Raw genomic sequence first — 21,340 nt, forward strand, 5'->3', positions numbered from 1 at the left:
CATATGAACACACACATCATCCCAGGGGCCGCCTTGAATCGGCGCGGCCTGCTCCAGACACTGGCCGGCAGCATCGTTTTGCTGGGCGGCGGACTGCTCTGGCAACCAATGGCCTTCTCGGCCGAAGAAGCGGTTCGCCTTCCTGCCCCTGTCCTGGACCTCCCGGCCACCGGACCGTCCCCGCAACGTGCAATCTTTGCCGGCGGCTGCTTCTGGGGAGTACAAGGCGTATTCCAGCACGTCAAGGGCGTGCAACGCGCAGTCTCCGGCTATAGCGGAGGTGCTGCATCCACCGCCTCCTACGAGCTGGTCAGCCGCGGCAATACCGACCATGCAGAATCGGTCGAGATCACCTTCGATCCGACCCAGGTGAGCTATGGAAAGCTGCTGCAGATATTTTTCTCTGTCGTCCACGACCCCACCCAGCTCAACCGACAGGGTCCGGACACAGGAACGCAATATCGCTCTGCAATTTTCACGACCAGCCCGGCCCAGCTCAAGACAGCGCAGGCTTACGTCGCGCAGCTCGATGCAGCGCGCCTGTATCCCAAACCCATAGTCACCCGCCTCGAGGACAAGGCCAGCTTCTATCCGGCCGAGCTCTACCACCAGGACTTCTTGACCGAAAACCCGCACCACCCCTATATCGTCTTCAACGATATTCCCAAGGTGAACAACCTCAAGCGCTTCTTCCCGGACCTCTACCGGAGCGAACCGGTGCTGACCAAGAAAACGCACCCGTAGCAGTCCGACACTGGAAGCCTGGCAAGGCTAGTCTGAAGGACAGCCGTGGCGCAGCCGCCACGGGGATGCGGAGCAGTTTGCCTACAATTTGATGCATGCAGCAAAGCCCCTCCTCCTCAACCGATGTTGCTGCTGCAGTTGAGCGGCTTGTCCAGCTGTACGAACAACTGACCCCTGGCCACCTGCAGCGACTCGACAGCTATTACGCAAGTGATGCGCACTTCAAGGACCCCTTCAATGAAGTGCGTGGTGTGACAGCCATCGCCGGCATATTCGCCCATATGTTCGACACGCTGCAAGAGCCGCGCTTTGTCGTCACCGAGCGTTTGGTACAGGGCCGGCAGGCTTTCCTGGCCTGGGAGTTTCACTTTCGCTTTCGACGCAGGCGGCCCGACTCCGAGCAATGCATTCGTGGCGCAACCTTATTGAGTTTCGATGCACAAGGTCTTGTCTGCCAGCATCGCGATTACTGGGATGCGGCCGAAGAACTTTATGAAAAGCTGCCACTGCTTGGATTCTTGATGCGCTGGCTGCGCAAAGCAGGTTCTGCTTCCAGGAAGACGCCCCATGCTCACCGTTCATCACCTTGAAACTTCGCGCTCGCAGCGCATACTCTGGTTGCTTGAGGAGCTCGGTGTTCCTTACGAACTGCGTCGCTACCAGCGCGACCCCGGCACCCGCTTGGCGCCACCGGAGCTCAAGCGCGTGCATCCTCTGGGCAAATCGCCAGTGATCACCGATGAGGACATTGTTGTCGCCGAATCAGGTGCAATCATCGAGTATCTGGCTGAGCGCTATGGCCATCAGGCGCCTTCGGAGCTTTCTCACCTTGAGCCCCTGCGCGGTACGAAAGAATACCGTGAGTGCCGCTTCTGGATGCACTATGCCGAGGGTTCGCTGATGAACTGGCTGCTGATGAAACTGGTTTTCGACACCATCCCTCGCCAGCCCATGCCGTTTTTCGTGCGTCCCATCGCCCGCGCTCTGTGCCGCCGGGTCCAGCAAACACTTGTTGCGCCCAATGTGCAGACCGCGCTGGCCTTCATGGATGAGCATCTGGCAAAGCATCGCTGGTTTGCCGGCGAGCACTTGAGCGTGGCCGACTTCCAGATGAGCTTTGCCGTTGAAGCGGCTCTGGTCCGCAGCGAAAACGAGAACGCCTGGCCTCATCTGATCGCCTATCGCCAGCGCATGCATGAGCGTGCGGCATACCAGCGAGCCTTGAGCAAGGGCGGGCCGGTCATCATGCAATCCTGAGCCGGAAACAGACTTCTCCAAACAGCGCTGTTTGCTCGTTTCGAGTGCGCTAGGACTTGGCGTATTTGCTTACGCCGCCCCGTCAACCCGCCGCAGCCAGTCCGTCAAAAGTGGTGCTCGTCACCCAATCAATGATCTGCACATGCGTGTACTGGCCCGATTCCTTGAGCAGGGCCACGACGGGATCGCAAGCCCGTGCGAACAGGGTATACAGCACCAGTTCGGGGGGCAGCGCGGCGTGCAGCTGGCCGCTGGTCTGGGCCTCGGTGATCCAGATGCTGAGCCGGTTGCTCAGGGCAATCAACCGATCCATATAGGCATCGTTGGATTGCAAAGAGGCGCTGAGATTCGAGTTCTGCGCCGGCAGGGAAGGCATTTCACCCTCCAGCTGTGTCTGCATGGCCCAGCGCGTCACGGCCTTGAGCTGGTCCAGCGGGCGCGTGGGCACACCGGCCTCGGCCACCTGGCTGGCTTGGTCGCGTAGGCCGTCCACGAAGGCCAGGGCTCGGTCCAGCACGCCGACCATGGCGGCTCCCGCCAGCTCTTCCTTGGAAGTGAACAGCTTGTAGAGACTGGCCTTGGCCATGCCGGCTTCGGCCGCGACCTCGTCCACCGTCATGGCGTCATAGCCCTTGGTGGCCAGCAGCCGGTTGACGGCAGCCACGATGGCTTGCTCACGCACGCGCTGTATCTGCTGTTTGATGGAGGAGCGGCTTGTCATGGACATATTTTAGACCTGATAGGCCACGCCAAATACTAGATAGTGCAAAGTTGAAATGTTTGGTTTATAGTTTGAACTAATCAGTTCACAGTTTGATCTTTATGGTCCAGCTACTCGATTCAACCAGGAAGGACGCTCCCATGCATCGCATAGCAGTCATCGGGTCGGGGATTGCGGGTCTGGCCGCAGCGTGGCGTCTGGCCAGTGCGCCGAGCGGGCATGGGGTGACCCTGCTGGAGGCAGGCAGCCATTTCGGCGGCCATGCCAACACCGTCGATCTGACGCTGGGCAGCGTGAGCCAGGGCGTGGACACGGGTTTCCTGGTGTTCAATCACCGCACCTATCCGCTGCTGACCCGTTTATTAGATGAACTGCAGGTACCCACGGCGCCAGCCGAGATGTCGTTCTCGGTACAGGTCCCTCAGGCAGACGGGCAAGCGGGTCTGGAATGGAGCGGCAGCTCGCTGAGTGGCGTGTTCGCCCAGCGCAGCAATCTGCTGCGCCCCCGTTTTCTGAAGATGCTGGCCGAAATCCTGCGCTTCAATCGGCTGGCCACACGCATTGCGCAGGAAGGCGATGAAGCGCGGCTGCGCAGCTCCATCAAAGTCTTTCTGGATGAACACGGCTTCGGCACCGCCTTCCGGCAGGACTACCTTCTGCCCATGATGGGTTGCATCTGGTCATGCCCGACGAACCAGATGCTGCGCTTTCCTGTGGCCACGCTGATCCGCTTTTGCCACAACCATGGCCTGACCCAGATCACGGACCGGCCCCAGTGGTACACCGTGCGGGGCGGCTCGCGCCAGTATGTGCGGCGCATGCTGGCCGCGCTGCAGCACGATGGCCGCCACGAGGCCCGTCTGAACACGCCCGTGCTGGGCCTGCGCCGCGTGGAACATGGCGTGTTGCTGCAGATGGCGCATGGCACGGAGCAGTTCGACGCCGTGGTGCTGGCCTGCCACAGCGACCAGGCCCTGCGTCTGCTGGGCAGCGATGCCACGCCCCAGGAGCGCAGCGTGCTGGGCGCCATCCGCTACCAGCCCAACCAGGCCGTGCTGCACACCGATGCCAGCGTGCTGCCGCGCCGTCAAGCAGCCTGGGCCGCCTGGAACTACGAACGCGCGGCAGATGCAGGAGGGAATCAGGCCGGCGTCTGCCTGCACTACCTGCTCAACCGCCTGCAACCCCTGCCCTGGCAACAGCCCGTGATGGTCTCGCTGAACCCGGTGCGCCCGATTGACGACAGCCAGGTCCATGCGCGCATCGAGTACAGCCACCCGGTGTTCGATCTGGCCGCCATCGAGGCCCAGAGCCAGGTGGTCACCCTGCAAGGCCAGCACCGGACCTGGTTCTGCGGAGCATGGTGTGGCTACGGCTTTCACGAAGATGGTCTGCGTTCGGGACTCGATGCGGCCGATGGCCTGCTGGACGTCTTGCCCGTCCTGTCCGCCAGCCCTGCCATCAAGGGGGCAGCATGAACGCCCGCCCCCTCATCGGCTTCGGTCATGTCTGGCACCGTCGCCTGCGGCCGCTAGAGCATGCCTTTCGCTACCCGAGCTACTTCCTCATGCTCCCCATGCGCAGCCTGCGCGCACGGCCGGATGCAGTGCTGCAGCGCAACCGGCTGGGCTGGATCAGCTTTCACGACAGCGACCACGGCGAGGGCAGCTCCGATGCCCTGGCCTGGTTCGAGCAACTGCTGCACAGCGAAGGCATTGACGATGCCGACGGCGAAGTCTGGCTGCACACCTTCCCGCGCGTGCTGGGCTACGTGTTCAAGCCCGTGAGCTTCTGGTATGCGCACCGTGCCGATGGTTCGCTGGCCGCCGTGCTGGCCGAGGTCAACAACACCTTTGGCGAGCGCCATGCCTATCTTCTGGCCGGGCCGGAGCTGGGCTGGGGCCGTGAGCAGGTGGCGCGCAAGCAATTCCATGTCTCGCCGTTCTGCGAAGTGCACGGGGAGTACCGCTTTCGCTTCGAGCGCAGCGAGGACCGCACCCTGACGCGCGTGGACCTGCATGACGATGACGGCCCGCTGCTGCAGACCAGCGTGGGCGGCGTGCTGCAGACGCTGAACGCCGCCACCGTGCGCCGCGCCTTCTTCGGCACCCCTTTGATGACACTGGGCGTGATCTCCCGCATCCACTGGCAGGCGTTGCGCCTTTGGGCCAAGCGCCTGCCTTTCCATGGCAAACCCTCAAAGCCCAAACGCTTCGTCACACGATGAACACCACTGCCGCCCCCCTGCTGAGCTCCACCGCCGCAGCGCCGCGCCGCACGCCTGCGCAGGCCCGCCGTGTGCTCCATCTGCTCGAACGTCTGCCGCACGGTCACCTGGACCTGCAGCAGCCCGATGGCCGGCTACTGCACCTGCCACCGCCTCGCTCTGCGCCCGGCCCCGCCGACGCGCACTGCGTGCTGCATGACTGGCAGGCTCTGGAGCGCACCCTGAAGTCGGGCGACATCGGCCTGGCCGAAGGCTATATCGCCGGCGAATGGGACAGCCCCGACCTGGCTGCGCTGCTGCGGCTGTGCATGGCCAACCGCGATCATGTGCAAAGCCTGATCTACGGCAGCTGGTGGGGCCGGTTGGGCTACCGCCTGCGTCACCTGCTGCAACGCAATACGCGAGCCGGCAGCGCCAGGAACATCCATGCTCACTACGACCTTGGCAATGATTTCTACCGCCTGTGGCTGGACCCCGGCATGAGCTACAGCGCAGCCTGGTTCGAGGGCCGCACGGGCGAGGCCTTGCACCACGCCAACCTACAGGACGCCCAGCAGGCCAAACTCAGGCGCACGCTGAACGAGGTGAGTCTGCAGCCCGGCCAGCGCCTGCTGGAAATCGGCTGCGGCTGGGGTGGCCTGGCCGAGGCTGCGGCGCACGAGTTCGGCGCCCGCGTCACGGGCGTGACGCTGTCGCGCGAGCAGCTGGCCTGGGGGCAGCGCCGCATGCTGCAGGCCGGCCTGGGCGATGCCGTGGAGCTGCGCTACCAGGACTACCGCGACCTGCCCGCGCGGCATGCAGGCGAGCCCTTCGACGCCATCGTCTCCATCGAAATGTTCGAGGCCGTGGGCCGCGAATACTGGCGCGGCTACTTTCAGATACTGCGCGACTGCCTCAAACCCGGCGGCCTGGCCTGCATACAGACCATCACGCTGCGCGAGGACCTGTTCGCGCGCTATCTGCGCTCCACCGACTTCATACAGCAGTACATCTTCCCGGGCGGCCTGCTGCCCAGCATCCCGGCCTTCGAGCAGGAAGCACGGCGTGCCGGCCTGGTGGTGGAGCGCCGCATGGCTTTCGGCCGCGACTATGCGGAAACGCTGCGCCGCTGGCGCCAGTCCTTCGAGCACCAACTCGACGCCGTTCGCTCCCAGGGCTTTGACGAGCGCTTTGTGCGCATCTGGCGCTTCTACCTTGCCTATTGCGAAGCGGCCTTCGACACCGGCAACACTGATGTCGTCCAGTTCACCCTGCGCAGGCCTCTGCCATGACCGCACCTCAACCCCGCGCACACCGCCGCCAGGCCTTGGCCTGGGGCGCTGCCTGCGCTCTTGCACCTTCACTGACCGCCATGTCCAACCTGACCCACGCCATGACCCCTACTGCAGACCTTCCAGCCGAGCTGCGCAGTGCCCTACCGGCCGCGCGCCTGGTGGGCACGGGCGTGCTGCGCTTCTTCGGGCTGCGTGTCTACGAGGCGAGGCTGTGGGCCGCTCCCGGCTTCTCTCTCGAAGACTACGCCCGCCATCCTTTTGCGCTGGAGCTGGTCTATGACCGCAAGCTCGAAGGCATGGCCATTGCCGAGCGCTCCATCGCCGAAATGCGCAGGGTAGGCAGCTTCACCGGGGAGCAGGCTCGGCAATGGCTGGAGCTGATGAAACAGGCCTTCCCCGATGTACGGACCCAGGACCGGCTGCTGGGCCTGAACGACGGCCAGGGCGAGGTGCGCTTCTTCCACAACGGCCGCCAGACCGCGCAGCTGCGCGATGCAGAGTATGCACGCCTGTTCTTCGGCATCTGGCTGTCGCCACAGACTTCTGCCCCTGCCATGCGCAGTTCGCTGCTGGGCCTGGGCTGAGCACCAACGGACCCTGTCATGGCCACGCCCGCTGCCGCAGCCCCCACGCTACCCTGGCGCACAGGGCTGGCCTATGGCTCTCTGGCTACGCCGCTGGCCTTTGTGTCCCTGCCGCTGTATGTGAACCTGCCCTACCACTACGCCAGCGTGGCGGGCGCTCCGCTGGCGGGACTGGGCTCCGTGCTGCTGGCCACACGGGCCTTCGACGCCCTGCTAGACCCCGCCATCGGCCGCCAGGCCGACAGGCTGCTGCGCGGGGGTACACGCCCAGCATGGTGCGCGGCGGCGCTGGCCAGCCTGTTGATGGCGCTGGGCTTCTGGGCGCTGTGGCATCCGCCGCGCGGTGGCCAGGCCGCCATGCTGGGCTGGCTGGCCTGCAGCCTGCTGGCCTGCACGCTGGCCTACAGCTTCGTCACCATTCTCCACCAGGCCTGGGGCACGCGCTGGGGCGGTCAACCCGCTTGGCGTGCCCGCGTCACGGCCTGGCGCGAGGGCGCCACGCTGGCCGGCGTGCTGCTGGCCAGCGTGCTGCCGGCCTGGCTGGGACTGGATGCGACCACAGGCTTTCTCGCCCTGGGCCTGGCACTGGGCCTGACCGGCCTGTTGCGGCTCAAGACTCCGGTTCCACAACAACAACCGCAGTCCGTGACCGGGCCTGCAAGCTCGCCATGGGCCAATGCAGGCTTCAGGCGGCTGCTGGCCATCTTCATGGTCAACGGGGTGGCTGCCGCCATTCCCGCCACCCTGCTGCCTTTCTTCGTGGCAGACCGGCTGCAGGCCTCGGAACTGCAGCCGGTACTGCTGCTTTGCTTCTTCGGCGCTGCGGCCCTGGGCCTGCCGCTGTGGGTAAAAGCCGTTGCACGCTGGGGTCTGGCACCCAGCTGGCGGGCCGGCATGCTGGCCAGCGTGCTGGCCTTCGGCTTCACGCCCTGGCTGGGCGAAGGCGACAGAATGGCTTTTGCCGTGATCTGCCTGGCCAGCGGTCTGGCCCTGGGCGCGGATCTGGCCCTGCCGAGTGCATTGCTCACAGGCGTGATTCACGAATCCGGCGAAGGCGGCCGCAGCGAAGGCCGCTACCTGGGCTGGTGGACCTGCGCCACCAAGTTCAACCTGGCCCTGGCGGCGGGCCTGGCCCTGCCGCTGCTGTCAGCAGCCGGCTACCGCAGCGGTGCCAGCGAGCCCGCAGGCCTGCAGGCGCTGGCCTGGGCCTATGGTGGCCTGCCCTGCCTGCTCAAGCTCGCAGCAGCGACCCTGCTCTGGCGCGCCGAGCGTCTGCATTCTTCCTGGAGGCACATATGAGCCACATCATCCGTTCCACCTCGTATTCGCCGCTGCGGCGTGCCTTCCTGGGCGCGGCATTGGCGTTGAGCCTTGCGGGCTGCGCCGGGCCTTCCGTGCAGGACTATGCCAGGGAGCAGCCGCAACTGGACCTGCGCCAGTATTTCAACGGGCCGCTGACGGCGCACGGCATGTTCACGGACCGCTCGGGCAAGGTTGTCAAGCGCTTCACCGTGCGCATGACAGGGAGCTGGAAGGGTGACGAGGGCACGCTGGACGAGCACTTTGTCTACAGCGACGGCAGCACGCAGCAACGCGTCTGGCATCTCCGCCATCTGGGCGACGGGCGCTACAGCGGCCGCGCCGACGACGTGGTGGGCGAAGCCCAGGGCCTAAGCGCTGGCAATGCCATCCACTGGAGCTATGTGCTGGCCCTGCCCGTGAATGGAAGAGTCTGGAATGTCAGCATGGATGACTGGATGTTCCTAATCGACGGACGCACCCTGCTCAACCGCACCGCCATGAGCAAGCTGGGCCTGCATCTGGGCGATGTGACACTTGCCATCGTCAAGGAGTGAAGATCATGTCGCTGCTCTGTGCACGGCTGAACCCGCCACTGCGCGACTGGCAGGGTCGCTCGGCCTGGATTCTGGGAGCATCCTCGGGCATAGGTCGGGCCACGGCCGACGCGCTGCACAGGCAGGGAGCCAGGTTGATCGTCTCTGCGCGCCAAGGCGACGCGCTGCAGGATTTCGTGCGCAGCCACGACGGCTGTCTGGCCCTGCCACTGGACGTGACCGACGCCGCTGCCGTGACTGCTGCAGCCCGGGAGGTGCAGGTTCATTGCGGCAAGGCTCCCGACCTGATTCTCTATTGCGCAGGCTGCTACAAGCCCCAACGCGCCACGGAGTTCGAGCTCCCCGAAATGCAGCGCCACCTGGCCGTGAACTATGGCGGCGCCCTGCATTTGCTCGATGCCGTGCTTCCGATGCTGCTTGCGGCGGGGCAAGGCCATCTGGCACTGGTCGGCTCGGTGGCCGGCTATCGCGGGCTGCCGATGTCCCTTGCCTACGGCCCGACCAAGGCAGCACTCAACAACCTGGCCGAAAACCTCTATCTGGACCTGCACGACCGGGGGCTGGGCGTATCCATCATCAACCCCGGCTTTGTCGATACACCGCTGACGGCGCAGAACCAATTCAGCATGCCCGCACTGATCGATGCCGACGAGGCCGCCCAGCATATGCTGCAAGGCTGGGCCCAGGGACGTTTCGAGATGAATTTTCCGCGACGCTTCACCCGCTGGATGCGTCTGCTGCGCTGCCTCCCCGATGCCTGGTACTTCTTGGCTGTGCGCCGCATCACCGGCAACTGACTGCCTGGTCCTGCGCGAGCTGCTGAGGCTGAGCAAACGCTCTGCCACTGAGTCATGCTCTTGGGCACACGGCGCCCGCCAGGTTCCAATGGCTCGCACGCGAGCCCGAACACCACAGGTCTGAAGCAGCTCGGCATGCATCAACAGGATGAATGCGACCCGCAGCCCGAAACAAAAAGCCCTCTTGAATCAGTGATTCAAGAGGGCTTGCTATCTGGTGGGTGATACATGGATCGAACATGTGACCCCTGCCGTGTGAAGGCAGTGCTCTACCGCTGAGCTAATCACCCGATAGGCGTGATTATATCAAGGATTGGCGCTCACATTTTCAAAGTTGCGCCAGGCAGTCTTGCCACCGCTGGATTTATCCATCTGCTTGAGCACATCGTCGTGGGATTGCTGCTCCTGCTCATTGGCGCGCAGCACTGGCAACTTGAAGCTGCTCAGGTCCACCAAGGGAACGACAATCGCTCCAGCCGCCGGAGCATCTGCCGGCTCCTCGGTCATGAGCAAGGCATCTTGCCCGCGCGTGAGATTGATGTAGACATCCGCCAGCAGCTCCGCATCCAGCAAAGCACCGTGCAGCGTGCGATTGGAATTGTCGACACCCAGGCGATCGCAGAGCGAGTCCAGCGAGTTGCGCTTGCCCGGGTACATCTCCTTGGCCATGACCAGGGTGTCGAGGACTCCGCCCACGCACTGCTTGAGTGGCGGGCGCTTGGCCAGTTTGAGCTCGTTGTTCAGAAAGCCCAGGTCGAACGGCGCATTGTGGATGATGAGCTCTGCCCCCTGCAGATACTCCCAGATCTCGTCGATCTTTTCCTCAAAGCGCGGCTTGTCCTTGAGGAACTCCGTGGTGATGCCGTGCACGCGCAAGGCATCTGGATGGCTGTCCCGACCCGCATTGAAGTACAGATGCAGATTGTTGCCGGTGAGCTTGCGATTGACCAGCTCCACGCAGCCCAGCTCGATCAGACGATCGCCATCGATGGCCGACAGGCCGGTCGTTTCCGTATCCAGAACAATTTGGCGCGACATTCAATTTCTCCCAATTACCTGCGGCGCTCACATCGCCCAACAATTTCTAAAACAAGCGCGCACCAAAGCCAGGACACCGAGGAAGCGCCGCCGCGCACCGAGGGTGTCGTCCCCCTCCCCTAGCGCGAAGCGCGTAGAGAGAGGGGGAAGGCGCAAAGCGCCTCAGGGGGTGCTTAATGATTCTCTTTGGCGTGATTGATGGAGTACTTGGGGATCTCCACCGTCACATTCTCGCGCGCCAGAATCGCCTGGCAGGACAGGCGCGACTGAGGCTGCAGACCCCAGGCCTTGTCGAGCAGGTCTTCTTCCTCTTCCTCCGCCTCGTTCAGGGAGTTGAAGCCTTCCTTGACGATGACATGACAAGTCGTGCAGGCACAGCTCATATCACAGGCATGCTCGATATTGATGCCGTTGTCCAGCATGGCTTCACAGATCGAAGTGCCGACGGGAGCTTCGATTTCCGTGCCATTGGGACAGTACTCGGCGTGAGGAAGAATTTTGATAATGGGCATTGTTCTGTTTATGAATTAAATGGTGTTGACACTCTTGCCAGCCAGCGCCTGCTGGATGCTGCGATTCATGCGTTCGGCCGCAAACGACTCGGTTCCCTTGGCCAGGGCCTGTGTTGCGCCCTCCACGACGGCCGGATCATCGCTGGCGACGGCCGCGCGTAGCACTGTCATCAGGCCGTCGATGCTGTCGCGCTGCTCGGCGCTGAGCACATCCCCATCCACGTCCAGCGCGCTCTGCGTGGCCAGCAGCATGCGATCGGCATCCACGCGGGCCTCGACCAGGGCGCGGGCTTTCATGTCTTCCTGGGCCGTGGCAAAACCGTCCTGCAGCATCTGGGCGATCTGGTCATCGGAAATGCCGTAGGAAGGCTTGACATTGATATGTGCTTCGACGCCGCTGGTCTGCTCCTTGGCGCTGACGGACAGCAGGCCGTCGGCATCGACCGTGAAGGTCACGCGGATGCGCGCCGCACCGGCAGCCATGGGCGGAATGCCGCGCAACTCGAAACGCGCCAGGCTGCGGCAGTCCGCCACCAGATCGCGCTCGCCTTGCACCACGTGAATGGCCAGAGCGGTCTGGCCGTCCTTGTAGGTCGTGAAATCCTGCGCACGAGCCGTGGGAATGGTCTCGTTGCGCGTGATGATGCGCTCGGACAGGCCGCCCATGGTTTCCACACCCAGCGACAGCGGAATCACGTCCAGCAGCAGCAGGTCGCCGGCGGTATTGTTGCCGGCCAGCTGATTGGCCTGAATGGCAGCGCCCAGGGCCACCACTTCGTCAGGGTTGAGATTGGTCAGCGGCTCGCTGCCGAAGAAGTCGGCCACGGCCTGGCGAATCTGGGGCATGCGGGTGGAGCCGCCGACCATGACCACGCCCTGCACCTCATCGCGGCCCAGGTCTGCATCCTTGAGCGCGCGGCGCACAGCAGCAAGGCTCTTGCTGGTTAAGTGAGCAGTCAGCGCAATGAATTCCTCACGCTTGACATCAAAAGACACTGAACCCGAGGAAATATCAGCGGTAAACGCTACAACTTCTGATTCAGTCAGGGCCTGCTTGCAATGGCGCGCGGCAATACGCCAGGCGGTCTTGTCTGCTGCCGACTCCAGCTGCGTGCCGGTCTTTTCCGCCACCCAGGCCGCCAGCGCGTCATCGTAGTCGTCGCCGCCCAATGCCGAGTCACCACCTGTGGCGATCACTTCGAACACACCCTGTGCAAGACGCAGCACCGAGATATCGAAGGTGCCGCCACCCAGATCGTAGACGGCGTAGACGCCCTCTGCCGCGTTGTCCAGACCGTAGGCAATGGCTGCTGCCGTGGGTTCGTTGATCAGGCGCAGCAAGTTGATGCCTGCCAGCTTGGCTGCATCCTTGGTGGCCTGGCGCTGAGCATCGTCAAAATACGCAGGCACGGTGATGACTGCACCATAGAGATCGTCGTCAAACGTGTCTTCGGCGCGGAAACGCAAGGTCGCCAGAATTTCGGCACTGATTTCCACGGCCGTCTTGGCACCATCCACGGTTTCGACAGAGATGACGCTGCTGTCATCGGTCTTGAAGCGATAAGGCAGCTTCTCAGGCGATTCGATATCGGCCAGGCTTCGCCCCATGAAGCGCTTGGCCGAGCTGATGGTGTTGGCGGCATCCTGCGCCTGCGCGGCCTTGGCATCAAAACCGATCTGTCGGCGGCCCATTTCCATGTAACGCACCACCGATGGCAGCAGCACACGCCCCTGATCGTCGGGCAGGCACTCGGCCACGCCGTTGCGCACTGCAGCGACCAGAGAATGCGTGGTGCCCAGGTCGATACCTACAGCAATGCGTCGCTGGTGGGGATCGGGGGATTGGCCGGGCTCGGAAATCTGCAAAAGCGCCATGAAATTCTTCTTTTGAAACATCAGAGGCCAGCGTGGCTGGCCCGCTCAAGGTGGATACGCTGCGTGCCTAGGGCACAGCGCGTTGCTCTGGCTCTTATTGTCCCAGTTGATCGCGACGGCGATCCACATCTTGCGCAAATCGCGCAACAAACATGAGGGCTCTCACCTGCTGCACGGCAGCGGCGGCATCGCCAGCCTCGTCCAGCAGACGACCGCATTCGCCAAGCATCTGCTTTTTGGCAGCGAGCATCTCGCCCTCCAGAGCATCCAGCTCCTGCTCGCTGGCAGCGTCTTCCAGCGCTTCGCGCCACTCCATCTGCTGCATCAGAAATGCCGCAGGCATGGCCGTGTTGTCTTCGGCCCGCACTGGTGCTCCCGCCAGCTCGCACAGATAGGCCGCGCGCTTGAGCGGGTCCTTGAGGCGCTGATAGGCCTCGTTGATGCGCACCGACCATTGCATGGCCACGCGCTGCGCCGCTGCGCCCTGGGCGGCAAAGCGGTCTGGATGTGCTTCACGCTGCAGCTCTTTCCAGCGTGCGTCGATCTGGCTGCGCTCCTGCGCAAACTTGCGCGGCAGGCCAAACAATTCAAAGTCGTCAGATTGCAGATTCATGGCATTAAAAAACCGCCTGCAGCAGCACTGAGGCGGTTCCGTTCTTACGCTTGGGCGCTACACACGCCAGGGACACCGAGCAAGAGCCGCCTCGCAGCGAAGGTGTCGTCCCCTTGGGAGGAAGGCGCGAAGCGACTCAGGGGGAGTCAAATCCTGAAGCTCTCGCCACAACCGCAGCGATCACGCTCGTTGGGGTTGTGGAACTTGAAGCCCTCGTTCAGGCCTTCGCGCACAAAATCCAGTTCCGTGCCATCGATATAGGCCAGGCTCTTGGGGTCGATCAGCACCTTGATGCCGTGGTCTTCAAACACCACATCATCGGGCTGGACTTCGTCCACATACTCCAGCTTGTAGGCCAAGCCGGAACAGCCCGTGGTCTTCACGCCGAGGCGCACGCCAATCCCCTTGCCGCGACGCGAAAGATAGCGGTTCACATGACGGGCAGCCGCCTCGGTCATTGAGATGGCCATGGCCTTAGGCTTCCGTCGCCGTGCGCTTTGCGCGGTAGTCGTTCACAGCAGCCTTGATGGCGTCTTCAGCCAGGATGGAGCAATGAACCTTGACCGGTGGCAGCGCCAGTTCTTCGGCGATCTGGCTGTTCTTCAGGGCGGCAGCCTCATCCAGCGTCTTGCCCTTGACCCATTCGGTCACCAGCGAAGACGAGGCGATGGCAGAGCCGCAGCCATAGGTCTTGAAGCGTGCATCTTCGATCACGCCAGTGGCAGGATTGACCTTGATCTGCAGCTTCATCACGTCGCCGCAAGCGGGCGCACCCACCATACCCGTGCCCACGGAGTCATCGCTCTTGTCGAACGAGCCCACGTTGCGGGGGTTTTCATAGTGGTCAACAACTTTTTCGGAGTAAGCCATGGTGTCTACCTCTTGAACTCTTTGTAATCTATGCTTAGTGTGCAGCCCATTGAATAGTGCTGAGGTCGATGCCGTCTTTGTACATCTCCCACAGAGGGCTCAGCTCGCGCAGCTTCAGCACGTTTTCGCGGATCGACTTGATCGCGTAGTCAATTTCTTCTTCCGTCGTGAAGCGACCAAAGGTCATGCGCAAGGAGCTGTGTGCCAGCTCATCGCTGCGACCCAGGGCACGCAGCACATAGCTGGGCTCCAGGCTGGCGGATGTGCAGGCGGAACCCGAGGACACGGCCAGACCCTTGATGCCCATGATCAGCGACTCGCCTTCGACGAAGTTGAAGCTCATGTTCAGGTAATGGGGAACTCCGTTCTCCATATCGCCGTTCACGAACACCTGCTCCAGGTCCTTCAGACCATCGAGCAGACGCTGGCGCAGTGCACGTGCGTGCGCCATATCCTTGGCCATCTCTTCCTTGGCGATGCGGAAGGCTTCGCCCATGCCCACGATCTGGTGGGTTGCCAGCGTGCCGGAACGCATGCCGCGTTCATGACCGCCGCCGTGCATCTGAGCTTCCAGGCGCACGCGCGGCTTGCGGCGCACGTACAGCGCACCGATGCCCTTGGGGCCGTAGGTCTTGTGCGAAGCCAGGCTCATCAGGTCGATGGGCATGGTCTGCATGTTCAGATCCATCTTGCCCGAAGCCTGAGCGGCGTCGACGTGGAAGATGATGCCCTTCTCACGGCACAGAGCGCCAATGGTGTTCAGATCCTGAACCACACCGATCTCGTTGTTCACGGCCATCACGCTGGCGAGGATGGTGTCGGGACGGATCGCGGCCTTGAACACTTCGATGTCCAGCAGACCGTTTTCCTGCACATCCAGATAGCTGACTTCAAAGCCCTGGCGCTCCAGTTCACGCATGGTGTCCAGCACGGCCTTGTGCTCGGTCTTCACGGTGATCAGGTGCTTGCCCTTGCCCTGGTAGAAATGCGCTGCACCCTTGATGGCCAGGTTGTCGGACTCGGTCGCGCCGCTGGTCCAGACGATTTCACGCGGGTCGGCGCCAATCAGATCGGCGACCTGCTTGCGGGCCTTCTCGACGGCTTCTTCGGCTTCCCAGCCCCAGGCATGGCTGCGCGATGCGGCATTGCCAAAATGTTCACGCAGCCAGGGAATCATGGCGTCCGCCACGCGGGGATCCACCGGAGTGGTTGCACCGTAGTCGAGATAAATGGGAAAGTGCGGGGTCATGTCCATGACTGGCTCGTCTTGTTTTTGGCTGACAAATCGTGAGGAATCGATGCACCTTGTGGTGCCATCAGGGCGAAGAAACATGCCGCACAGCCATGCATGCATCCAGGCCCTGACTATCGGAGTCGGGCTTCATGCCGATCTGGTTGCCGCCCGAGCACTGCTCAAGCGGCCCCGGATCAGGATTTCGCGAAGGCGTTACCCAGGGCGAACACCGAGTTCGGTGCGTTCACACGGATGGGCTTGACCACGGGTGCTGTGGAGATGGCGCGGCGCACCACGGGCTTGTCCTCGATCTGGATGCCCTTGGCCAGTTGCTCGTCCACCAGCTTTTGCAGAGTGACGGAGTCCAGGAATTCCACCATGCGCTGATTCAGTGCAGCCCACAGCTCATGGGTCATGCAGCGGCCGGCTTCGCCCAGACAGTTTTCCTTGCCACCGCACTGGGTCGCATCAATAGGTTCATCCACCGAGACGATGATGTCAGCCACGGTGATGTCCGTTGCCTTACGGGCCAGCGTGTAGCCGCCACCGGGGCCACGGGTGGATTCCACCAGTTCGTGGCGACGCAGCTTGCCAAACAACTGTTCCAGATAGGACAGCGAAATCTGCTGACGCTGGCTGATGGCAGCCAGGGTCACAGGGCCATTGTTCTGGCGCAGTGCCAGGTCGATCATCGCGGTGACCGCAAAGCGGCCTTTGGTCGTAAGACGCATACGAGCTCCTTCAGTCAGGATTGTTCGTTACAGAAACGCACGCCCGGTCACAGTACCTAGACGAGCACAGTCTCCGCCCTTACTCCGTCCTGTGATTAGGTTCAGAGCCCTTCTGTGAGGGAAGTTTGTTGTTGAGTGTTTGAGGCGAGTATATCACATTCCCCATCAATTTTGTCGGGTAACAGCGTGCACTCACCTAATAACCCCGAGATTTGCGAAGAAATATTCCTACGGCGCCGCCCCGAACAATTGCTGTTTGAGAAGTGAAAGCTGGTCTCGCACACGCGCTGCCTGCTCGAATTCCAGGTTCCTCGCGTGCTCCAGCATTTGCTTCTCCAGACGCTTGATCTCCTTGGCGATGTCTTTCTCCGACATATCCTCGACACGTGCCTGTTGTAGAGCCTGCTCCTGCAGACGCTCGGCCTCTTTGCCGCTTTTTTCGCTGTAGACGCCATCAATCAGGTCTTTCACCCTCTTGACAATCTGTTTTGGCACGATTCCGTTGGCTTCATTGAAAGCCATCTGTTTTTCGCGGCGTCTTTCGGTTTCGCCGATGGCTTTCTTCATGGACTCCGTGATGCGGTCCGCGTACAGAATCGCCTTGCCGTTGACGTTGCGCGCCGCACGACCGATGGTCTGGATCAGGCTGCGTTCGGCACGCAGAAAACCTTCCTTGTCGGCATCCAGAATCGCCACCAGCGAGACCTCGGGAATATCCAGGCCTTCGCGCAGCAGGTTGATGCCGACCAGCACGTCGAAGGCTCCCAGACGCAGGTCGCGGATGATTTCCACGCGCTCCACCGTATCCACGTCGGAGTGCAGATAGCGCACCTTCACGCCGTTGTCGGTCAGGTATTCGGTCAGCTGCTCGGCCATGCGCTTGGTCAGCGTGGTGATGAGCACGCGCTCCTCCAGCTCCACGCGCTGGCGGATTTCCTGCAGCACGTCGTCGACCTGGTGAATGGCCGGCCGCACTTCGATTTCGGGATCGACCAGGCCCGTGGGGCGCACCACCTGCTCCACCACCTGCCCGGCATGAGTCTTTTCATATTCGGCGGGCGTGGCCGAGACAAACACGACCTGGCGCATGCGCTGCTCGAACTCCTCGAACTTGAGCGGCCGGTTGTCCAGCGCCGACGGCAGGCGGAAGCCATATTCCACCAGCGTGGTCTTGCGCGCCCGGTCGCCGTTGTACATGGCGTTGAGCTGGCCGATCATCTGATGGCTCTCGTCGAGGAACATGATGGCGTCGCGCGGCAGATAGTCGGTCAGCGTGCTGGGCGGATCGCCGGGCTTGGAGGCCGAGAGATGGCGCGTGTAGTTCTCGATGCCCTTGCAGTGCCCCACTTCGCTGAGCATTTCCAGATCGAAGCGCGTGCGCTGCTCCAGGCGCTGCGCCTCCACCAGCTTGCCCATGCCCACGAGCTGCTTGAGGCGCTCGGCCAGCTCTTCCTTGATGGTCTCCACAGCCGCCAGCACCTTGTCGCGCGGCGTCACATAGTGGCTGCTGGGATAGATGGTGAAGCGCGGAATGTTCTGGCGCACCCGGCCCGTGAGCGGATCGAACAGCTGCAGGCTCTCGACCTCGTCGTCGAACAGCTCGATGCGCACGGCCAGCTCAGAATGCTCGGCCGGGAACACATCGATGGTGTCGCCGCGCACGCGGAAGGTGCCGCGCGAGAAATCCTGGTCGTTGCGCTGGTACTGCATGCGGATCAGCTGCGCGATCGCGTCGCGCTGGTTGAGCGTGTCGCCCGCGCGCAGCGTCATGATCATGCGGTGGTAGCTCTCGGGCTCGCCGATGCCGTAGATGGCCGAGACGGTGGCCACGATCACCACATCGCGCCGCTCCATGATGCTCTTGGTGCAGGACAGGCGCATCTGCTCGATGTGCTCGTTGATGGCGCTGTCCTTTTCGATGAACAGGTCGCGCTGGGGCACATAGGCTTCGGGCTGGTAGTAGTCGTAGTAGCTGACGAAGTACTCGACCGCGTTTTTCGGGAAAAACTCCCTGAACTCCGAGTACAGCTGTGCCGCCAGCGTCTTGTTGGGCGCAAACACGATGGCGGGCTTGCCCAGACGCGCGATCACGTTGGCCATGGTGAAGGTCTTGCCCGAACCGGTCACGCCCAGCAGCGTCTGGAAAGACTCGCCGTCATTGACGCCTTCGACCAGTTTTTCGATGGCCGCAGGCTGATCGCCCGCCGGTGGATAGGGCTGGAACAGCTCGAACGGCGAGTCCGGGTATTGCACGAAACGGCCTTGCGGCTCGGCATTCATATTTTGTTCTTGCATGATCTCATGTCCATGACGCATAGGGTAAGCGCGGAGTAGAATGGCAGCCCAACCCTCAAGCCTAACCTAGGCTGATGCGTTTTTTCGAGCACCGGGCAATGCCCTGCCCGTCTAACGCGCTCGGAGCAGTAGCTGGGGGTGACCTGACTTATTTCCATCCCTCAAGGATTTTTTCATGTCTCTGTTTACCGCCGTCGAAATGGCCCCCCGCGACCCCATCCTGGGTCTGAACGAGCAATTCAACGCTGACTCCAACCCCAACAAAGTGAACCTGGGCGTGGGCGTGTACTTCGACGACAACGGCAAGCTGCCCCTGCTGGAGTGCGTGCAGGCCGCCGAGAAGGCCATGATGGAAAAGCCCACCGCCCGCGGCTATCTGCCCATCGACGGTATTGCCGCCTATGACAACGGCGTCAAGGCCCTGGTGTTCGGTGCCGAGTCCGACGTGGTCAAGTCCGGCCGCGTTGCTACCGTGCAGGCCATCGGCGGCACCGGCGGCCTGAAGATCGGCGCCGACTTCCTCAAGAAGCTCAACCCCAACGCCAAGGTCCTGATCTCCAACCCCAGCTGGGAAAACCACAAGGCCATCTTCACCAACGCTGGTTTTGAAGTCGGCACCTACGCTTACTACGATGCAGCCACCCGCTCCATCGACTTCGCCGGCATGCTGGCCGACCTGAACGCTGCCGCTGCCGGCACCGTGGTCGTGCTGCACGCCTGCTGCCACAACCCCACCGGCTACGACATCACCGCCGCTCAGTGGGATGAAGTGATCGCCGTCGTCAAGGCCAAGGGCCTGGTCGCCTTCCTGGACATGGCCTACCAGGGCTTTGGCCACGGCATCGCCGAAGACGGCGCCGTGATCGGCAAGTTCGTGGCTGCCGGCCTGAACATCTTTGTCTCGACCTCCTTCTCCAAGAGCTTCAGCCTGTATGGCGAGCGCGTGGGCGCCCTGTCCGTGGTGGCCTCCGACAAGGAAGAAGCCGCTCGCGTGCTGTCGCAGCTGAAGATCGTCATCCGCACCAACTACTCCAACCCTCCCACACATGGCGGCGCCGTCGTGGCAGCCGTGCTGAACAACCCCGAGCTGCACGCTCTGTGGGAAAAGGAGCTGGGCGAGATGCGCGTGCGCATCAAGGCCATGCGCCAGAAGCTGGTCGACGGCCTGAAGGCTGCCGGCGTGACCCAGGACATGTCCTTCATCACCACCCAGATCGGCATGTTCTCGTACTCCGGCCTGTCCAAGGACCAGATGGTGCGCCTGCGCTCCGAGTTCGGCGTGTACGGCACCGACACCGGTCGCATGTGCGTGGCTGCGCTGAACAGCAAGAACATCGACTATGTCTGCAAGGCCATCGCCGCCGTGATCTAAGCTCACGATTCAGGGCCTGGTCCCTGAAAACCAAAGAGCAACGGATTAAAAGTCCGTTGCTCTTTTTTTATGCCTGCTTCAGTGCCCACCTATTAGTTGATAGCTGCCAGCGCTCTTCTCATATTGTTTTCAGGAAGGAAATCATCTGAAAACCTTTTGAATCAAGCGTAGTAAGCTATCAAAGTCCTGATCAGGCGTTCAGCCCCCAGATGGCCGAGCGCATGGACAGCGCCGCATACTGGTAGGCCGTGTTGAACACGCGCGGCGCTTCGCCCTCCTGCACGGCACCTGCCGCATACAGCAGGGGCAGATAGTGGTCGTGCGTAGGATGGGCCAGACGGGCCTGCGGACCCCAGTCCAGGAAGGTGCTCAGATCCGCCAGATTGCCGCTGTCCAGCCGCTGCTGCACTTCGGTGTCGAACTGGATCGTCCAGTCATAGGCCTGGTTGTCGCTGGCACCGCGCTGCATGGCGCGCAGGTTGTGCACGATATTGCCGCTGCCCACGATCAGCACGCCGCGGTCGCGCAGCGCACGCAGTTGCCGGCCCATCTCGAAATGCTTTTCAGGCGCCAGTCCATAGGGCATGCTCAGCTGCATGACGGGAATGCTGGCCTCGGGAAACATGGGCAGCAACACCGACCAGGTGCCATGGTCAAAACCCCATTTCTGGTCCAGCAGCAAGGCCGATCCGTCCAGCGGCGAATGCAGCTCGGCCGCCAGCTGTCTGGCCACCTCTGGCGCGCCGGGCGCCGGATATTGCTGGTCGAACAGCTCTTGCGGAAAGCCGCCAAAGTCATGAATCGTGCGCGGCTGGGCCATGCCGGTCAGCGCCCAGTCGGACTCAGTTAGCCAGTGAGCCGAGACGCAGAGAATCAGCTGCGGCGCAATGCCTTTGGCCGTCAGCTCCTGGCCCAGCGCCTTCCAGCTCTGGCGCCAGTGCGTGTCCTCGATCACATTCATGGGACTGCCGTGGCCGAGAAACATCACCGGCATGCGCGGCGAAGGCTTGAGCTGCTGCAACAGCTGCTCGGGCAACAGGGAAGAAGAAGTGGAGTTCATGGAAAAAGCCTTCCAGCCCCCGCCGGCGGCCAGCATGGAGGCTGCGCCCAGGGACAAAAGCGTACGTCTACGCATCTCGGTCAATCGAACACGCCCCTAGGGGCGTTTTATAGAACATGTTTACGATCTCCTCGCGCCGCGACAGAGGCTTTGCGGGATGGGATGCTAGGCGCGATACCGCAGCAATAGCCGTGCTATTGCGAGGATTCGCAACGCCGCAGACTGCCCGCAAAGACACTGTCCCGGAGGGTTGGAGCGAAATCGGGCGATTTCTGTGCGC

At 62.5% G+C, this 21,340-nt stretch carries 22 protein-coding genes and 1 tRNA gene; 11 read left to right on the forward strand and 12 right to left on the reverse strand.

Annotated elements, in window-relative coordinates; genetic code table 11:
• The first annotated feature begins 3 nt into the window (after window positions 1-3).
• From msrA to FSY45_RS06960, 3 genes are all read left to right on the forward strand, one after another.
• A complete protein-coding gene (gene msrA, locus FSY45_RS06950) occupies window positions 4-744 on the forward strand; it encodes a peptide-methionine (S)-S-oxide reductase MsrA (protein ID WP_046460233.1) in 741 nt (246 codons plus the stop codon).
• A gap of 95 nt (window positions 745-839) precedes the next feature.
• Entirely contained in the window at window positions 840-1,334 is a 495-nt protein-coding gene (locus tag FSY45_RS06955; protein WP_046460232.1) for a nuclear transport factor 2 family protein, read from the forward strand.
• Entirely contained in the window at window positions 1,312-2,001 is a 690-nt protein-coding gene (locus tag FSY45_RS06960) for a glutathione S-transferase family protein (protein ID WP_003067604.1), read from the forward strand. The genes FSY45_RS06955 and FSY45_RS06960 overlap by 23 nt, the downstream gene beginning before the upstream one ends.
• A gap of 82 nt (window positions 2,002-2,083) precedes the next feature.
• On the opposite strand, the gene FSY45_RS06965 is transcribed toward FSY45_RS06960, so the two are convergent.
• Complete coding sequence (locus FSY45_RS06965; protein ID WP_171832524.1) at window positions 2,084-2,722, reverse strand: TetR/AcrR family transcriptional regulator; 639 nt, start codon at window positions 2,720-2,722, stop codon at window positions 2,084-2,086.
• A gap of 140 nt (window positions 2,723-2,862) precedes the next feature.
• On the opposite strand from FSY45_RS06965, the gene FSY45_RS06970 reads away from it, so the two are divergent.
• Genes FSY45_RS06970 through FSY45_RS07000 form a run of 7 tightly spaced genes read left to right on the forward strand, consistent with a single transcriptional unit; the run spans window position 2,863 to window position 9,460 of the window.
• On the forward strand, window positions 2,863-4,200 hold the full coding sequence (locus FSY45_RS06970; protein WP_046460230.1) for an NAD(P)/FAD-dependent oxidoreductase: 1,338 nt from the start codon (window positions 2,863-2,865) through the stop codon (window positions 4,198-4,200).
• Window positions 4,197-4,949, forward strand: a complete 753-nt coding sequence (locus FSY45_RS06975) for a DUF1365 domain-containing protein (protein WP_046460229.1) — start codon at window positions 4,197-4,199, stop codon at window positions 4,947-4,949. Before FSY45_RS06970 ends, FSY45_RS06975 begins: the two co-directional genes overlap by 4 nt.
• Window positions 4,946-6,220 carry a cyclopropane-fatty-acyl-phospholipid synthase family protein gene (locus tag FSY45_RS06980; protein WP_046460228.1) on the forward strand — a complete coding sequence of 425 codons (1,275 nt, stop codon included), beginning with the start codon at window positions 4,946-4,948 and terminating at the stop codon, window positions 6,218-6,220. Before FSY45_RS06975 ends, FSY45_RS06980 begins: the two co-directional genes overlap by 4 nt.
• On the forward strand, window positions 6,217-6,807 hold the full coding sequence (locus FSY45_RS06985) for a hypothetical protein (protein ID WP_046460227.1): 591 nt from the start codon (window positions 6,217-6,219) through the stop codon (window positions 6,805-6,807). The genes FSY45_RS06980 and FSY45_RS06985 overlap by 4 nt, the downstream gene beginning before the upstream one ends.
• Before the next feature lie 18 nt (window positions 6,808-6,825).
• Complete coding sequence (locus tag FSY45_RS06990; protein WP_046460226.1) at window positions 6,826-8,106, forward strand: MFS transporter; 1,281 nt, start codon at window positions 6,826-6,828, stop codon at window positions 8,104-8,106.
• On the forward strand, window positions 8,103-8,663 hold the full coding sequence (locus FSY45_RS06995) for a DUF3833 domain-containing protein (protein ID WP_003067589.1): 561 nt from the start codon (window positions 8,103-8,105) through the stop codon (window positions 8,661-8,663). The genes FSY45_RS06990 and FSY45_RS06995 overlap by 4 nt, the downstream gene beginning before the upstream one ends.
• 5 nt (window positions 8,664-8,668) lie before the next feature.
• The gene (locus FSY45_RS07000) at window positions 8,669-9,460 is read left to right on the forward strand and encodes an SDR family oxidoreductase (protein WP_046460273.1); all 792 of its coding nucleotides are present in this window, start codon (window positions 8,669-8,671) and stop codon (window positions 9,458-9,460) included.
• A gap of 215 nt (window positions 9,461-9,675) precedes the next feature.
• On the opposite strand, the gene FSY45_RS07005 is transcribed toward FSY45_RS07000, so the two are convergent.
• The 10 genes from FSY45_RS07005 to uvrB form a co-directional block, all read right to left on the reverse strand.
• A tRNA-Val gene (locus FSY45_RS07005) sits at window positions 9,676-9,750 on the reverse strand.
• A gap of 16 nt (window positions 9,751-9,766) precedes the next feature.
• Window positions 9,767-10,498 (reverse strand): DNA polymerase III subunit epsilon, encoded by a 732-nt coding sequence (dnaQ, locus tag FSY45_RS07010; protein ID WP_046460225.1) that lies wholly within the window; start codon window positions 10,496-10,498, stop codon window positions 9,767-9,769.
• 173 nt (window positions 10,499-10,671) lie between these two features.
• Window positions 10,672-11,010, reverse strand: coding sequence for an ISC system 2Fe-2S type ferredoxin (gene fdx, locus FSY45_RS07015; protein ID WP_003054218.1), 339 nt, complete (start codon window positions 11,008-11,010; stop codon window positions 10,672-10,674).
• A 15-nt stretch (window positions 11,011-11,025) separates the two neighbouring features.
• Complete coding sequence (gene hscA / locus FSY45_RS07020; protein WP_046460272.1) at window positions 11,026-12,885, reverse strand: Fe-S protein assembly chaperone HscA; 1,860 nt, start codon at window positions 12,883-12,885, stop codon at window positions 11,026-11,028.
• 94 nt (window positions 12,886-12,979) lie between these two features.
• A complete protein-coding gene (gene hscB, locus FSY45_RS07025; protein ID WP_003067580.1) occupies window positions 12,980-13,498 on the reverse strand; it encodes a Fe-S protein assembly co-chaperone HscB in 519 nt (172 codons plus the stop codon).
• Between the two features lie 146 nt (window positions 13,499-13,644).
• Complete coding sequence (gene iscA / locus FSY45_RS07030; protein WP_003054214.1) at window positions 13,645-13,968, reverse strand: iron-sulfur cluster assembly protein IscA; 324 nt, start codon at window positions 13,966-13,968, stop codon at window positions 13,645-13,647.
• A gap of 4 nt (window positions 13,969-13,972) precedes the next feature.
• Window positions 13,973-14,368: a Fe-S cluster assembly scaffold IscU gene (iscU, locus tag FSY45_RS07035; RefSeq protein ID WP_003054213.1), complete on the reverse strand. Its 396-nt coding sequence runs from the start codon at window positions 14,366-14,368 to the stop codon at window positions 13,973-13,975.
• Window positions 14,369-14,402: 34 nt separating this feature from the next.
• Window positions 14,403-15,623, reverse strand: a complete 1,221-nt coding sequence (locus tag FSY45_RS07040; protein ID WP_003067577.1) for an IscS subfamily cysteine desulfurase — start codon at window positions 15,621-15,623, stop codon at window positions 14,403-14,405.
• 173 nt (window positions 15,624-15,796) lie between these two features.
• Window positions 15,797-16,333 (reverse strand): Fe-S cluster assembly transcriptional regulator IscR, encoded by a 537-nt coding sequence (gene iscR / locus FSY45_RS07045; protein ID WP_003054211.1) that lies wholly within the window; start codon window positions 16,331-16,333, stop codon window positions 15,797-15,799.
• Between the two features lie 228 nt (window positions 16,334-16,561).
• Window positions 16,562-18,628: an excinuclease ABC subunit UvrB gene (gene uvrB / locus FSY45_RS07050; protein WP_012838731.1), complete on the reverse strand. Its 2,067-nt coding sequence runs from the start codon at window positions 18,626-18,628 to the stop codon at window positions 16,562-16,564.
• A 175-nt stretch (window positions 18,629-18,803) separates the two neighbouring features.
• Between uvrB and FSY45_RS07055 the strand changes: the two genes are divergently transcribed.
• Window positions 18,804-20,000, forward strand: coding sequence for an amino acid aminotransferase (locus FSY45_RS07055; RefSeq protein WP_003067573.1), 1,197 nt, complete (start codon window positions 18,804-18,806; stop codon window positions 19,998-20,000).
• Between the two features lie 190 nt (window positions 20,001-20,190).
• Here FSY45_RS07055 and ygiD read toward each other — a convergent pair whose 3' ends face one another.
• Window positions 20,191-21,117 (reverse strand): 4,5-DOPA dioxygenase extradiol, encoded by a 927-nt coding sequence (gene ygiD, locus FSY45_RS07060; RefSeq protein WP_080944371.1) that lies wholly within the window; start codon window positions 21,115-21,117, stop codon window positions 20,191-20,193.
• Window positions 21,118-21,340 lie beyond the last annotated feature (223 nt).

The sequence above is a fragment of the Comamonas sp. Z1 genome (genome assembly GCF_008121555.1).
GTDB classification, from domain to species: domain Bacteria; phylum Pseudomonadota; class Gammaproteobacteria; order Burkholderiales; family Burkholderiaceae_C; genus Comamonas; species Comamonas thiooxydans.

Excerpts from the sequence above, each read along its gene's own strand:
- msrA (WP_046460233.1), top strand. The coding sequence starts at position 4 with ATGAACACACACATCATCCCAGGGGCCGCCTTGAATCGGCGCGGCCTG.
- FSY45_RS06955 (WP_046460232.1), top strand. The coding sequence starts at position 840 with ATGCAGCAAAGCCCCTCCTCCTCAACCGATGTTGCTGCTGCAGTTGAG.
- FSY45_RS06960 (WP_003067604.1), top strand. The coding sequence starts at position 1,312 with ATGCTCACCGTTCATCACCTTGAAACTTCGCGCTCGCAGCGCATACTC.
- FSY45_RS06965 (WP_171832524.1), bottom strand. The coding sequence starts at position 2,722 with ATGACAAGCCGCTCCTCCATCAAACAGCAGATACAGCGCGTGCGTGAG.
- FSY45_RS06970 (WP_046460230.1), top strand. The coding sequence starts at position 2,863 with ATGCATCGCATAGCAGTCATCGGGTCGGGGATTGCGGGTCTGGCCGCA.
- FSY45_RS06975 (WP_046460229.1), top strand. The coding sequence starts at position 4,197 with ATGAACGCCCGCCCCCTCATCGGCTTCGGTCATGTCTGGCACCGTCGC.
- FSY45_RS06980 (WP_046460228.1), top strand. The coding sequence starts at position 4,946 with ATGAACACCACTGCCGCCCCCCTGCTGAGCTCCACCGCCGCAGCGCCG.
- FSY45_RS06985 (WP_046460227.1), top strand. The coding sequence starts at position 6,217 with ATGACCGCACCTCAACCCCGCGCACACCGCCGCCAGGCCTTGGCCTGG.
- FSY45_RS06990 (WP_046460226.1), top strand. The coding sequence starts at position 6,826 with ATGGCCACGCCCGCTGCCGCAGCCCCCACGCTACCCTGGCGCACAGGG.
- FSY45_RS06995 (WP_003067589.1), top strand. The coding sequence starts at position 8,103 with ATGAGCCACATCATCCGTTCCACCTCGTATTCGCCGCTGCGGCGTGCC.
- FSY45_RS07000 (WP_046460273.1), top strand. The coding sequence starts at position 8,669 with ATGTCGCTGCTCTGTGCACGGCTGAACCCGCCACTGCGCGACTGGCAG.
- dnaQ (WP_046460225.1), bottom strand. The coding sequence starts at position 10,498 with ATGTCGCGCCAAATTGTTCTGGATACGGAAACGACCGGCCTGTCGGCC.
- fdx (WP_003054218.1), bottom strand. The coding sequence starts at position 11,010 with ATGCCCATTATCAAAATTCTTCCTCACGCCGAGTACTGTCCCAATGGC.
- hscA (WP_046460272.1), bottom strand. The coding sequence starts at position 12,885 with ATGGCGCTTTTGCAGATTTCCGAGCCCGGCCAATCCCCCGATCCCCAC.
- hscB (WP_003067580.1), bottom strand. The coding sequence starts at position 13,498 with ATGAATCTGCAATCTGACGACTTTGAATTGTTTGGCCTGCCGCGCAAG.
- iscA (WP_003054214.1), bottom strand. The coding sequence starts at position 13,968 with ATGGCCATCTCAATGACCGAGGCGGCTGCCCGTCATGTGAACCGCTAT.
- iscU (WP_003054213.1), bottom strand. The coding sequence starts at position 14,368 with ATGGCTTACTCCGAAAAAGTTGTTGACCACTATGAAAACCCCCGCAAC.
- FSY45_RS07040 (WP_003067577.1), bottom strand. The coding sequence starts at position 15,623 with ATGGACATGACCCCGCACTTTCCCATTTATCTCGACTACGGTGCAACC.
- iscR (WP_003054211.1), bottom strand. The coding sequence starts at position 16,333 with ATGCGTCTTACGACCAAAGGCCGCTTTGCGGTCACCGCGATGATCGAC.
- uvrB (WP_012838731.1), bottom strand. The coding sequence starts at position 18,628 with ATGCAAGAACAAAATATGAATGCCGAGCCGCAAGGCCGTTTCGTGCAA.
- FSY45_RS07055 (WP_003067573.1), top strand. The coding sequence starts at position 18,804 with ATGTCTCTGTTTACCGCCGTCGAAATGGCCCCCCGCGACCCCATCCTG.